14 protein-coding genes are annotated in these 13,509 nt (G+C 49.4%); 8 read left to right on the top strand and 6 right to left on the bottom strand.

Annotation, left to right across the window (positions count from 1 at the left end):
• Positions 1-42 precede the first annotated feature (42 nt).
• From F1593_RS23365 to F1593_RS23355, 3 genes are all read left to right on the top strand, one after another.
• Positions 43-339 (top strand): hypothetical protein, encoded by a 297-nt coding sequence (locus tag F1593_RS23365; RefSeq protein ID WP_149403974.1) that lies wholly within the window; start codon positions 43-45, stop codon positions 337-339.
• Between the two features lie 87 nt (positions 340-426).
• Positions 427-1,578, top strand: a complete 1,152-nt coding sequence (locus tag F1593_RS23360; RefSeq protein WP_172632387.1) for a sensor histidine kinase — start codon at positions 427-429, stop codon at positions 1,576-1,578.
• Positions 1,579-1,925: 347 nt separating this feature from the next.
• Positions 1,926-2,402, top strand: a complete 477-nt coding sequence (locus F1593_RS23355; protein WP_172632386.1) for an SRPBCC family protein — start codon at positions 1,926-1,928, stop codon at positions 2,400-2,402.
• Here the strand turns inward: F1593_RS23355 and F1593_RS23350 are convergent.
• Positions 2,399-2,881, bottom strand: coding sequence for an NUDIX hydrolase (locus tag F1593_RS23350; protein WP_149403971.1), 483 nt, complete (start codon positions 2,879-2,881; stop codon positions 2,399-2,401). The genes F1593_RS23355 and F1593_RS23350 overlap by 4 nt on opposite strands.
• A 69-nt stretch (positions 2,882-2,950) precedes the next feature.
• Complete coding sequence (locus F1593_RS23345) at positions 2,951-3,679, bottom strand: HAD family hydrolase (protein WP_172632385.1); 729 nt, start codon at positions 3,677-3,679, stop codon at positions 2,951-2,953.
• A 365-nt stretch (positions 3,680-4,044) separates the two neighbouring features.
• Here F1593_RS23345 and F1593_RS23340 point away from each other — a divergent pair, with 365 nt between their 5' ends.
• From F1593_RS23340 to F1593_RS23330, 3 genes are all read left to right on the top strand, one after another.
• Entirely contained in the window at positions 4,045-4,959 is a 915-nt protein-coding gene (locus F1593_RS23340) for a PP2C family protein-serine/threonine phosphatase (RefSeq protein WP_149403969.1), read from the top strand.
• A gap of 261 nt (positions 4,960-5,220) precedes the next feature.
• A complete protein-coding gene (locus F1593_RS23335) occupies positions 5,221-6,285 on the top strand; it encodes a phosphotransferase enzyme family protein (protein ID WP_172632384.1) in 1,065 nt (354 codons plus the stop codon).
• A gap of 118 nt (positions 6,286-6,403) precedes the next feature.
• Positions 6,404-7,240, top strand: coding sequence for an SDR family oxidoreductase (locus F1593_RS23330; RefSeq protein ID WP_149403967.1), 837 nt, complete (start codon positions 6,404-6,406; stop codon positions 7,238-7,240).
• Between the two features lie 196 nt (positions 7,241-7,436).
• On the opposite strand, the gene F1593_RS23325 is transcribed toward F1593_RS23330, so the two are convergent.
• Together F1593_RS23325 and F1593_RS23320 are read right to left on the bottom strand one after the other, a co-directional pair.
• Entirely contained in the window at positions 7,437-7,931 is a 495-nt protein-coding gene (locus F1593_RS23325) for a GNAT family N-acetyltransferase (RefSeq protein WP_149403966.1), read from the bottom strand.
• Between the two features lie 335 nt (positions 7,932-8,266).
• Entirely contained in the window at positions 8,267-9,097 is an 831-nt protein-coding gene (locus F1593_RS23320) for a sugar phosphate isomerase/epimerase family protein (protein WP_149403965.1), read from the bottom strand.
• A gap of 360 nt (positions 9,098-9,457) precedes the next feature.
• On the opposite strand from F1593_RS23320, the gene F1593_RS23315 reads away from it, so the two are divergent.
• Positions 9,458-10,042, top strand: coding sequence for an NUDIX domain-containing protein (locus F1593_RS23315; protein WP_149403964.1), 585 nt, complete (start codon positions 9,458-9,460; stop codon positions 10,040-10,042).
• A 216-nt stretch (positions 10,043-10,258) separates the two neighbouring features.
• Here F1593_RS23315 and F1593_RS23310 read toward each other — a convergent pair whose 3' ends face one another.
• Complete coding sequence (locus tag F1593_RS23310; protein ID WP_149403963.1) at positions 10,259-11,536, bottom strand: adenylosuccinate synthase; 1,278 nt, start codon at positions 11,534-11,536, stop codon at positions 10,259-10,261.
• Between the two features lie 5 nt (positions 11,537-11,541).
• Entirely contained in the window at positions 11,542-12,432 is an 891-nt protein-coding gene (locus F1593_RS23305) for a TrmB family transcriptional regulator (protein WP_172632383.1), read from the bottom strand.
• A gap of 152 nt (positions 12,433-12,584) precedes the next feature.
• Here F1593_RS23305 and F1593_RS23300 point away from each other — a divergent pair, with 152 nt between their 5' ends.
• On the top strand, positions 12,585-13,394 hold the full coding sequence (locus tag F1593_RS23300) for an AAC(3) family N-acetyltransferase (RefSeq protein ID WP_149403961.1): 810 nt from the start codon (positions 12,585-12,587) through the stop codon (positions 13,392-13,394).
• Positions 13,395-13,509 lie beyond the last annotated feature (115 nt).

The following is a 13,509-nucleotide window of genomic DNA, read 5'->3' as shown; positions in this document are numbered from 1 at the left end:
CCGCCGCCAAGCAGATGATTCAAGCATGGTGGTTTTGGCTGCGTGGGACGAAAAAACCGGTTCCATCCACTCCTCCTGTTCCCCAACCTCCTTCTCCTGTCGCTCCATTGCCTGAGCCGTATCGTCCCTCTGTCACCCATCCTTGGAGGCGATCTCCGGCGTGCCGTCCAAAGTATCTCGCAAAAAAATGACGCGCACCCGAGCCATTCCATTCATCCCTGCCATGAATGGACAGGGCTTTCTGGCTCGTTTCCTGTAAAGGTGTATACATTGGCGCGCGATGCGGGTATACTGGAAGAGTATATTCGTCAACAGCTCTATTTGTCGCAACTGTATTAACAACCAGGCGGTAAGGAGTATGGATCGTTCTATGGTGCAGACTTTTCTTGTTCGATGATAAATGAAGCAGAAAGAAATAAAAAACCCATGATTACGCTGTCTTTTTGGCTACGCCAGGCATCCTTGCGTGTCCGGATCAGCGTCTTTTTGTGTCTCACATTACTGACCTTTGCCTTGATTGCCATTTGTCTCTTTGTATTCTCTGATCCTGTCGCGATAACGCTCTGTGCGCTTCCGGTCGCCCTGGCTTCCTGGATGTTCCCCTCGCGTGTCTCCTTCTCCTGGGCGGCTGGCCTATTAGTGCTTGCGGCTGGTTTGTTATCACTTAAACTACATACCATCTTCTGGCCGGATAAAACGGCTCAGGGCTTTGCTTTAGGGATATTAGTAATCCTGCTAGAATTGTGTTGTTTCCACTTCCTTGCCTTTTTTGTAGACACGACAGCCAAAGCTCAAGTACGCTCGCACCCGGTCTCCCTGCAACTAACCCGGGCAACTGAGCAGCAGCAGTTGGAGGCTATGCGTGATCAATTTTTAATGAGTATTAGCCATGAGTTGCGCACGCCGCTAACCGAAGTCAAAGGCTACGTGAATCTACTGCTCGAATATGGCGATAAAATTGATAGTTCGACACGTACAACTTTCCTTCAGAGTGCCTCCTATGGCTGTGATGAGTTCGAATTAATCATTGCTAATATGTTGGATACAGCACGTCTGGGGACGTCGCCCCGACCACTGCGCAATCAGACCCTGCCATTGGAGACCACCATTCTGGAAATCTGTGAAAATATCCATTTTCCAGAGCACACTCTTCAATTGGATCTCCAGCCAGATCTCATCTTCTGCGCGGACCGTCAGCAATTCCGTCAAATTTTACGCAACTTGCTCTCCAATGCCAGCAAATATTCTCCCTCCTCTTCCATCATTCGTGTCAGCGCCTCGGAGTGGGAAGATGAGTCCGGGCAGCCATTGGTGCGCATCTGTGTCCAGGATACTGGCGCGGGTATTCCTCCCGACGCGGTCGCGTTGCTCTTCCAAAAGTTCTCGCGTCTACCACGGGACGTGCAGGGTTCGACCGGTGGAACAGGATTAGGGCTCTTTATCTGCAAACAGTTCGTCGAGGGTATGGGTGGCCGTATCTGGGTTGAGAGTGAAGGTAGCGCGGGCCAGGGAAGCTGCTTCTATTTTACGCTCCCCCGGAGTGTTGATCCTCCTCATGCGCAGGAAGCAGAGATATAGCATTTTCTTGTGTCTTTTTGCCAGAGTATAGCGTTGCTCCCTTCATTTTTTGATGAATGCTTGCTATAATCTAACAAAGTATTAGAGAGTGTCAGCATCGAGATCTTGCTGCTCGCTGGCTGGCAGGCGCTTGCGCGCCTGCGCCCTTTTTATTATGTGATATAGAAAAGGTTCGAAGAACCTTTTCTATATCACATAATAAAAATCTGTTTTCGCACCTGCGGTGTTCAAAAGAGTTTTTTAGTGTGTAGTGCTGGAAAGGTGCGAAGCACCTTTCCAGCACTACACACTAAAAAAGGTGTGGGCGCGTCAGCGCCCACCTGTAGATGTGTAGAAATGGACCTTTTATGAGGCAAAATCATTTTGAGACGGTAGCATTAATTGATGCCAGGCCTGAAGCTGTGTATGCGGCCCTGGCGGACTACCAGCATGCTCATGCACAACTTCTACCCAGAGCCTATCTCTCTGATCTGGTGGTAGAGGAGGGGGGACAGGGCGAGGGTACCATGATCCGTTATCGCATGCGGATCTTTGGTTTTACCAGGACCATTCGCGCACGAGTCCATGAACCAGAACCGGGCCGTATCCTGGTCGAGCGTGACATAACCTCCACGCGTGTAACCACCTTTGCGGTCACACCGGCTAATAATGGTCAGCAAGCTCATGTACAGATCGCCGCGCATTGGGAGCCTGCCTATACACCCTGGGGTGCGTTAGAGCAGGCCTTTTATCCAACTCTTTTACAACATATCTTCACTCAACAACTTGATCTACTGGCGAAATTTGTGGGACATCAACAGAGGCGGCATCAGACCAATCCTTAGTCGCGTACATAATTCCAACTGACCATGTCGCCATCCTGCCAGGGCATAATGCCATGAAACGTGCGTGGATCTTCATCAAATACCAGCGGTAAAAAATTCTGATCGCTGGGCCACATCGGCAGGTCAGCCAGTGCCGAGCGTGGCACCCATTCTAATGTGCCCTCAGCATTGCCCGTATGCGCCTCGCCGTGCCAGCGATCAACCAGGAAGATAAAGCCGAACCAATCCACGCCACCTTTGCCGAAGCCGGGCCAGAAAATGGTGCCTCGTAAATCCATATGATCCACGATCAAGCCCGATTCTTCCTCAATCTCGCGCCGCATGCAGGTCGCGATATCCTCATCCGGTTGAATCTTGCCTCCCAGACCATTATATTTGCCATAATGCATATCGTCTGGTCGCTTATTGCGATGGATCATTAAAATTTGCGTACCATCGGGCGATAGAATATAACCAAGCGTTGCTATAATTGCTGCCATTGGTGCTAGAACCTCGTTCTTCTTATAGTTTTATTGCTTTGTTTTGCTTTGTTTTGCTTTGCTTATGTGCTAGTGGTCACTGACGGCCAGCACACCGTGCTCTTGTGCGGGGGATATGCCGATGAGTGGTAAGAGTTCCGCAAACGAATGAACGGTGCTATTAGCAATTCCGGCTGGAATCTCCGGAGGCCAGTGGTGTGAGGCATGCTCGATCCAGACCGTTTTCATGCCAACCTGATGTGCGCCCCAGATATCACATTCTGGATTATCCCCGACGAACAAAATCTTTTCCGGGGCAATCTCAAGCTGCTTAGCTGCTGCCAAAAAGATCGTAGGATCAGGTTTACGGACACCAAATTCTTCAGAGACAAAGATGCAATTGGTATACGCTTCAAAGCCCAGAACATCGATTTTACGGCGTTGCTGGTCGGAAGCGCCATTGGTGATAATACCCAGAGGTATCCGCGCAGTCTGTAAGGCTTGTAGCAAGACTCGAATCTCATCTTCCAGCACAACATATCCAATCACAGCTTGCTTATAGTTAGAGATAAAGTTTGCAATCTCGCCTTTGATGACTGGATATCTTTCCTGGGCACGTTGAAAGTATTCATCCCGTGGCGTGTTACCACGATCATCAATTGAAATCAGATACTGAATCATCTCCTCAAGCGTATCCTGCTGATCGGGTGTCGGGTAGTACGTTCGGGCGAATGCTCGCGCCCAGTTCGCAAAAGCTTTGTATCTATAGTGCAATGTATCATCTAAATCGAATAGTATCGCTGTTGTCTGGAATGGCAAACAAAGCCCTCTTGACTCTTGATTGTATAAATTTGACACGTTTCATTTCTCCGCTGAGATATTTGACCGGTATGCACCATGTATCAAGACAATAGTATGTTTGAAGGAGCGATTATGAACCTGGCTACTCTTCAGTACGTATCACAATCATAGCATACTCATGACCCTGAGTGTTCTCTGCCCTGGCCCTCTGGCGGCGGGCAAAAAACAAACGAAGCGAACGAATTCGGAAGCTGCAGAAAAAAGCTTTATAATATGTTAAAATAGTTCAAATTGATCTTTCATTTGGATAGTGCAGAACTCTCATCTCATTATGTATATGCTAGATAGTATGCTTGCAGGAAAATAAGAAAGAGGAATTCTTTATGGCTATTACTATGAGATCTTCTTCCAGATCCACTACAACTTCGCCAGCGTTAACCTTTGTGAAATATAGCGTGCCACATGAGGGACACACAAACTATAACGATGATACCATTTTACTGGATCGGCGGCGTGGTCTGGCAGCGGTCTTTGATGGGGTAGGTTCTGGCCCTGGACAACTGGCCTCGCGACTGGCGGCACACGTGGTACGCCATATCTGGAAGAATCAACATACTGGATCAGGTATGCTGGTGGCACCTACAACATTGGACCTGGACGCAATCCTGGTGCAAATGTTTGAAGAGGCGCATACGCAGATCCTGCTTGAGGCTGAGAGGCGAGCCCGCAATGCCCGTGCGTTGCTATGCTATCCCGCGACGACTGCGGCCCTGGCCCTTTTTTGTCAGCAAGAGCAGGATCAAGGATATTCTATGCACTATGCCCATGTTGGTGATAGCCGTATTTATCTCTGGCGTGCTGATGAGGGCTTGCAACGCCTCACTGAGGATGATGGTTACCTCTCATTGCGCTTGCAGGATGGTTCGATAACTCAGGAGGACGCTTTACGCATCGATCAGGCCACCTCGATAGATCAATTAAGCGAGCTTGAAAAAGAGTATTTTGATAACCGCAATGGCATTACCCAGGCACTGGGACATGATAAGCCTCTGCTCACACATCTCGGCCAGATCGATATCCTGCCCGGTGATCGTGTCCTGATCTGTTCGGATGGCATTCATGACAACCTGACGGATCAGATTCTGGCGGAACTGTTAGCCACATCTACGCGTAGCGCTGCCGCTAAAAAGGTTGTGCAGCAGGCGATAGAAACCTCCCATCGGAGCAGTGCTGAGGATATGCGAGCCAAAAGCGATGATATGAGTGCCGTCGTAATTACGTGCAACATGCCCCACTAGTATGACGTGCTATACTTATATATATAAAGAGAGATTGATTATTTGACAGATGTCGATGTCGGTTGTGCGTGGTCTGTTTTTTTACGGTCGTGTGTTGAAAAGGATATATTGCTGTGTTGGTTTGTGTATGTGTTGTGTGAGTTCCATAGGACTGTGGAACGTGGATATGTGGTGACCAATCATAGATCGGTAGGAGGCTCTAGAACAAGCAGGGCGATCCGATCTATATATAAAAAGAGCCACTGACGTTGGAGAATAGACTTGGAAAATTCGAGCTACAATAGTCAGATTCGACAGTTGCGCATTCTTGCTGAAGCAGCACTGACGCAGTACGATATTGGTAGCGCTCGGTTGACATTGTTGTCACACCATGCTGATACCCTTTTTCGTGTGACAGCATATCCTCGCTCAACCTGGTTGGCTGGTGAACCTCCTGAGAAGAATGCCGAAACACGTTTCGTCTTGCGCTTATGTGATAGTGCTGTGCAGGGACGTGAGCGCGAGGTAGTGAAATCCGAACTACAATGGTTGACAGCTTTACACCGTGATGCCAATATCCTGGTGCCTGAACCAGTGTTGACGCGGAATCGAGAGCTGCAAACGAGTGTACAGATTGAAGATGTGGAGCAGGAGCGCCTCTGCCTGTTACTGCGCTGGGTGCCAGGACGTACGATGGCTTTAAAATTGTCGCCTATCTCGTTGGAGCGTATGGGCATCTTTATGGCACAACTCCACAATCATGCACATCATTTTATGCCGTTCGGAGATTTTGTGCGCCCACACTGGGATTGGACGAGCGTGCTGGGAACTGGTACTGTACTTGATCCCGATTTTGCCTCGGATCAATGTGATGGTTTGATCGGTGGACGTGCATATCGCCTCTTCTCTGAGATAGCGGAGCGCGCCCACGAGCAGCTTATTAACCTTCCTAAAACGTCTGATTATTATGGCCTCATTCATGCTAATTTGTTGCCAGCGAATTATATCTTTTATCAGGGTGAGGTGGGAGCTATCGACTTCCGCCACTGTAGCTGGAACTATTACCTCTATGATATAGCTGTGACGCTGGGTGCGTTTATCGGGCATCCTGAAGAGGCAACTCTGCGCAAAGCCTTCTTCCGTGGCTATGAAAGCATTCATCTATTACCAAATCATGCCGAACAATTGCTCTCTCTCTTTATGGCACTGCGTATTATCGATCATCTCAACGTACTTTTCCGCTCCAAGGATGCAGCCACGCACGCGCTCATTCCTGACTACCTTACCTTTGCACTTGGTGGATTGCAGCAATTTCTCGCCAGCAGCGATAGCGCAACCAGGAGTTAATCTATGCCTTTTCATAGCATGCTGAGTTTATAATGAAGTAACTGAGTAATTATGTTACAATGGCTGTATAGATGGTCAGGCTTTTAACGAGCCAAATTGCAAGTATGAAAGAGATTATATGAGTTACGAGTCACAACTTCAATCACTTTTCAATGTAAAAGGGCAAACTGCTGTAATCACTGGTGGGAGCGGCGGTTTAGGAAGTGCGATGGCCTATGCGATGGCGCAGGCGGGTGTGAACGTGGCGATTGTGAGCCGACATGAGGAGTCTGCGCAAAAAGTTGCCAGCACGATTCAGGAGCAGGGCGGGAATGCTCTGGGACTGGGCTGCGATGTCATGGATCGAACTGCGCTGGAACAGGCGCTGCAAGCAATAACCAGGCGTTTTGGCCCTATCGATATTCTGGTTAATGGTGCTGGTGGCAATCAGCCTGCTGCAACAACATCCCCGGATCTCTCCTTTTTTGATCTGGATAATGAGGCGATTGATCGCGTCGTGGATCTCAATTTTTCTGGGACGGTCAAATGTTGTCAGGTATTTGGACGCAGCATGGCTGAGCGAGGGCAAGGTTGTATTATCAATATCGCTTCGATGAACTCGTTGCGTCCCCTGACCCGTATCCCGGCGTATAGCGCGGCTAAAGCGGCAGTTACAAATTTCACACAATGGCTAGCGGTGCATATGGCGCAAGAATACAGCCCCTCGCTTCGGGTCAATGCGATTGCCCCGGGCTTCTTTTTAACCGATCAAAATCGCTTCCTATTGACGGACAAAGCCACGGGTGAATATACGGCACGTGGTCGCACCATTCTGGATCATACTCCTATGGCGCGCCTGGGCGAAGCTGATGATCTGGTGGGAACACTACTCTGGCTGATTAGTCCGGCGGCCCAATTTGTCACTGGTATCGTCGTGCCTGTCGATGGTGGTTTCTCGGCCTTCGGCGGTGTCTAATCCAGAATTGCACTCTTGCTCTGCTGTCAATGATATATGATTACTCCATCTATTGTTATCCTGGCTGCATTTTATACAGCATCTATATATTGATGAATTTTTATTTATCGACTAAATTTGGCTTTCGGCAGGTATAAGGTATATGCCTCATCAGCGCATGAGTTCATCTCGTGCCTGCCGATACAGGCCTGACCGGTTAGTAATGATCCTCGGATGTCAGACTCTTTTTTAAGAGTACACGTGTGCCGCCGCGACCATCATAATTCGTGGTGACGGCCAGACCATTGAGGACAGCATCGCCGGGCTGAATGGTGAAGTCGAGACGTTGATGAAAGGCAATCGAGCTTTTATTTTGTGGTGAGGTGACACTATGGACTTCCGTGCAGCCCCACTCGCGCATCAGGGTAAAGAAACGTAAATAGAGCAAGCGTCCAATACCTTGATTGCGGTAAGATGGGTCAACACCAACAAAATGGATATAAGCCTGTCGAGGATATGTTTGTGATCGAAAACCAACCAGGAAGCCGACACGTTTTCCTCCATCTTCAACGACAAAACTGCTTTTTTGGAAATGGATAAAAAAGAGCCTGGGGAGCATACTGGCCATTGGGCGATTATCCCACCATGCATCCACCACTTGAATTATAGGTGCATAATCGTCTACCTCTATCTGACGGATGATATAACCCATCGTACTGCTTTTCCTCCTTGCTAATCTCTATATATCTATTATACACACAATTAGGGTAAGAATTGCATAATATAGCATAAAAATTTTACAATGTTCTTTTTTTTAACATTTTCTTATTAACAAAAGATGCCATATGTCATTTTTATTGGCAAAGAGTTATGAAACACGTTCCTGTTTTAAGGGGGCTACCTACTTTGTGAGATGGAATAGGCGTACATCCCAGAAATCAGCTCCTTGAGTAGAAAAATTTCTGTGTGCACGCCCATGAGGAATAGGATGTTTGCAATGTATGTTAAGTTTGTTACTATTGATAGCTGTATTGATGCTACTGTGCGCTATTTTTCCTGATATTGGAGACTCTCTTCTACGCTATGGAGCCATAGTATATGCTGAGGAAGAGCAATCTCTGCGTCTTCAATGTCAGGATGCCAGTATTTTTCCCATTCTACCGACACATAGCCCTTGTACCCATGTTCGAACAGGCTTTGTAATTGTGTATGTACCGGCACTTCACCCTCGCCCATCAGCACAAGTTTCCAGCCAGAAGACTCGCTGCTATCGCGCCGTGCATCCTTAACATGAACATGTGCGACCCGTTTTCCCAGCCATTGCCATACCTGTTCGGCAGATTCACCAACGCGATAGGGATGATGACTATCCCACAACGCGGCAATGGCGGGCGAGTCGATCGCATCTAATACCTGGGCGGTACGCCGGGCTGACGAGAAGCCATCATGGGTCTCAAGTGTCACAATGACACCGGCCTCTTCGGCCTGTGCAGCAACCTGGCGCAACGCATCAACGACCCATTGATTCTCCTGCTCAATATTTTCGCCGCTGCCCGCGCCACCAAAGACGCGCAGGATCGGCACCTTAAGCTCTTGCGCCAACCGTAACCAGGCACGAAGAGCCTCGATATTTTGAGCGCGTGCGGCGGCATCGCTCACATTAAAGGTGCAGGATGTATCAAAGGCACACACATCTAGATTGCGTGAGTGAAAGAGCGTCACCGCGGCGCGCACTTTATCCGCATCGCGCACAGGATCGATCACCTCATTATCCAGCAGACGTAACTCCACGCCGCTATAGCCCAGGCGTACCGCGTTATCGGCAACCTCTTCCGTCGTCCATTGTGGGCAACCAAGGGTACTGAATGCAAATTTCATCGTTTTTTGCCTCTTTCTACAAATACAACGCTGGTGTAGATTGACTGCATACTCTACCTATCCCTCATTATGACATGTATCCCAACAAATGGCTAGAAAAGGTTTTCTTTAATGCTCCACGATGTTACCATCCTCTCCTGTTGGAGTATGGATGTGGAGCTGCAATTGTACGAGCAAGAAAGCCCTACCGTAAGGATGCAGATGTGTAGCGCAGTTTGTCTCATACATCAGCGACTCCAGTCATCCATTCTACGTATTAATAAGAGAGGTGTTACTACCCTGATTATTTTCAGGTGTGTCAGAGTGTGCCTGAGAATGTACAATAACTCGATTTTATATAGATGATGAGAAAGGGTATTTATGGACAAGAAAGTGGAAATACTGGATAAGCGTTTGCTGCTGGATGATTTTTTTAAGATCGAAGAGACCCATTTGCGTTTCCGACGTTTTGATGGTCAGATGAGTGAGGCTGTCCGGCGTTTGTTGATGGAGCGTGGTGATGCCGTAGCGGCCCTGCTCGTCAATACCGATACACAGAAGGTCCTGATGACCAATCAATTCCGCTATCCGACGTTGGAGAAAGGACCGGGCTGGTTGCATGAGGTGGTCGCAGGCATGATTGATAAGGATGAGCAGCCAGATGACGCGGTCAAGCGTGAGATTCATGAAGAGGTAGGCTATCAGGTCAAACAGGTCACGCCCATCGGCAACTTTTACGTCTCGCCCGGCGGCTCCTCTGAGCGCATTTATCTTTACTATGCCGAAGTAAGCAATGCTGACAGAATATCCTCCGGCGGTGGCCTGGCCTCCGAACACGAAGACATTGAGCTGATTGAAGTCTCATTTGATGAGCTCTGGAATGTTCTTAAATGTGGCGAGATCCGCGACGCCAAGACTCTGATCGCCGTTCAATGGCTCTGGCAAAAGCACCACAGCATCGCATAAATACCTCTGTGTCTGGGGAACCATTCTGTTTGCGCCTTCGCTCTTTAAAGACCTGTTTTTTGCGGCAAGCAGCCCATCCTGGACAAAGAGCTGAGCATGTCTTAGTTTCAAGGATTTGAACTTTTTATATAAGAGCAAAGCCAGCCTTCTGCAATAGTGCTAGTGCTATTACAGAAGGCTGGCTTTTTAAGATGGGTTAGGATGAAAGTATACTCTTTATTCAGCCATGATGGTCTGGTCGCGGTTAGGACCGACACCGACGCTATGGATGCGCACATTGACCAGTTCGGCCAGACGGTTGAGATAGGCACGAGCATTGACGGGAAGATCTTGCAGGGTTTTGGCCTCCAGGGTGGATTGCTGCCAGCCGGGCATGATTTCGTAGACTGGCTCGCATTTCTCATGGATAATTTCATCGGGCAGATATTCGATCAACTGACCATTATAACGATAGCCGGTACAGATAGGAATCTCGGCTAGCGTATCCAATACGTCCAGTTTGGTAATGTTGAGATCGGTACAGCCATTGATCTCGGTGACATAGCGTGTGACGACCGCATCAAACCAGCCGATACGGCGTGGGCGTCCGGTGGTTGCGCCATACTCGCCACCCAGGTTACGCAGATTTGTACCCTGCTCATCATGTAATTCCGTCGGCATTGGTCCGGTGCCGACCTGAGTACTGTAAGCCTTGGCAACGCCGATCACGCGATTGATTTTTTGGGGTGGAATACCCGCTCCTGCAGCGGCTCCCGCAGCGGTCGGGGATGAACTGGTGACAAAGGGATAAGAGCCCCAGTCAATGTCTTTCATCGCGCTTAGCTGGCCTTCGAGCAGGATATTCTTGTTTTCCGCCAGGGCCGCTCGCACGACTGGTACAGTATCAATGATCCGTGATTGGAGTTGCTGGCCCCAGGAAAGAGCATCGGCAATCAACTTTTCAACATCAAAGGGGGGCTGGTGGTAGACATGTTCCAGGATCGTGTTATGCTTCCGCACGACAGCCGTCAACTTGGCACGCAGCATATCCTCATGCAACAGATCGTTGAAGCGAATGCCGATGCGTCCCACTTTGTCAGTATAAGCCGGACCGATGCCGCGTCCGGTGGTCTCGACGCGATACGCGCCGCGTGCCTCGTCCTCGACTTTGTCTAACAACTTATGATAAGGCATCACGACATGGGCACGATTGGAAATAAACAGGTGCTCGGTTGAGACGCCCTTCTCCTCGATGCTTGCCATCTCGGCTAACAGGGCCAGTGGATCAACGACAGTGCCAGTTCCCATGATGCAGATGCAGCCGGTATTGAAGATACCGCAGGGAACCAGATGGAGTTTGAATTCACCGTACTCGTTTACCACGGTATGACCTGCATTGCCACCGCCCTGGAAGCGCATGCAGACATCTGTTTCTTTGCTCAACAGGTCCACGAGCTTGCCTTTTCCCTCATCCCCCCACTGTGTTCCCACAACTACGGTTACTGTTCCAGCCATAATGGCTACTCCTCTCCAAACGTGAACGCTTCATGTAGCGATATATCTAGATTTGATGGTAAGTTGATTGGTTGTGATCCCATGGTAGTGATGGCGACCAGTTTTTCCGCGTCCTCGGTTGGTAGGAGGCCACGGCGCAGCTGTACCAGATGGGGACCAAAGGTCGCCTCCAGTTCAGGTGACAGATGTTCATAGATCGCGGCTAAATATGACTCATCGCGAATAAATTTTTCTACGATTCGTACCATGGTGCGATTCTGGGTGACGACTCCTGTCACTGGTGCATCCAGGGATGCGACCAGAGCTTCCTCGAAGTCGATTGTGAGCGCGATAACATGACCTCCCACCACCTGTTCGGGACCTTCATGCTGGTAGATCATAGCGTAATCGGCGCTGGCCTCACCAAAAAGATTCAATATGACTGTGCAGCCGCGATCTCTGGCCGCGCGCAAGGCGTCTGCGAAGCGTGTGAGATCCTCAGCCCACAGACTGGCTGCTATACGATGTTGGGCACGTGTGATCAGCTCATGCAAGTGCGTCTCAATGCGAGCCTGCTCATTCAGCTCCCAGAAATGACCCACGTCATCTGGCTGTTTGAGTGCGCTCAACTGCTGTTCAAGGCTCTGGCAACGCTGTGTTGTCTCCTCTTGAATATGCTTCAATAGACGTTCAGGTGGAACCGGAGCATAGCGTACCGGATCAGCGCTCACAGCAGTAACACGCTCTTTAACCGTCAAGGTTTCAAGTGCCTGATAGGTATTGGCACGCGGCAGGCGCGTACCTTTACTGATCTCATAGCCCGTTGAGAGTGGATGCTGGAGCAGAAAAATATAGATCTGGGCTTCAGCTCCAGTAAAGCCGAGATGCTTCATCTCTTCGATGGTTGCAATATTCACGAGCCAGGCATCCTTTCTCAATTCTATAGTAGTAGTGGGCACTACTACTATAGAATTGAACTGCTCCATTTGTCAAGGGGGAGCACCGCGAACTCTTGCATTTTTGTGGTGTTGATGGTAGTCTGATCAGGCTAGAGAAAGGGATGAGATTTATGTCTGAAGAACAAGTTGTCCAGGCTACGCCGCAACCATGTACACGCCAGAGTCTGGCGTATGATTTACAGCAACTGGGATTGCAGGCAGGTATGACGGTAATCGTGCATTCATCTTTGCGCTCGCTGGGCTGGGTGTGTGGTGGGCCAGTGGCCCTGGTCCAGGCGTTGCTGGACGTCTTGACTGAGGATGGCACGCTGGTCATGCCGACCCAAACCGGGAATTATTCGGATCCTGCCAACTGGTCAAATCCGCCTGTGCCGCAACCCTGGTGGGATATTATTTATAAGGCTATGCCAGCCTTCCAGCCTGAGATTACGCCGTCGTATCTGATGGGAGCGGTCCCCGAGACGTTTCGGACCTATCCAGGCACGCTGCGTAGCAACCATCCACAGGTCTCCTTCGCAGCCCGTGGAAAACATGCACGCCTGATTACCGAAGGCCATGGGCTTGAATATGGATTGGGAGAGCAATCGCCACTGGCGCGGATGTACGAATTGGCCGGTTGGACGTTACTGCTCGGTGTCGATTATGATCGCAACACCTCATTTCATCTGGCGGAATATCGCTGTCCAGGCACGCCTGAAGTCACATTGGGCGCACCCATCATCGAAAATGGAGTACGCGTCTGGAAACGCTTCAAAGATCTAGACATCAACTCCGACATCTTTCCCGCCATCGGTCATGATTTTGAGCAAACTGATCAAGTGCACATCGGCAAAGTCGGACAGGCCCCCGCACGTCTGCTTCCCCAGCGCGCCTCCATTGACTTTGCCACCGCCTGGCTCCGCCAACAACGCAACATATAAATCCATGGACAAATAATGACATATTTACTCTTCTAATAATAAGATATTTTATAGCGGGCCTCTCAGTGTTTTTTTGACGAAAAGATATGACGTACCATATAACTATATTCCCTTG

The sequence above is a fragment of the Dictyobacter arantiisoli genome, assembly GCF_008326305.1.
Classification (GTDB): Bacteria; Chloroflexota; Ktedonobacteria; order Ktedonobacterales; family Ktedonobacteraceae; genus Dictyobacter; species Dictyobacter arantiisoli.
Note: the sequence above shows the minus strand (reverse complement) of the source record. Positions and strands in the feature narration are given on the sequence as shown.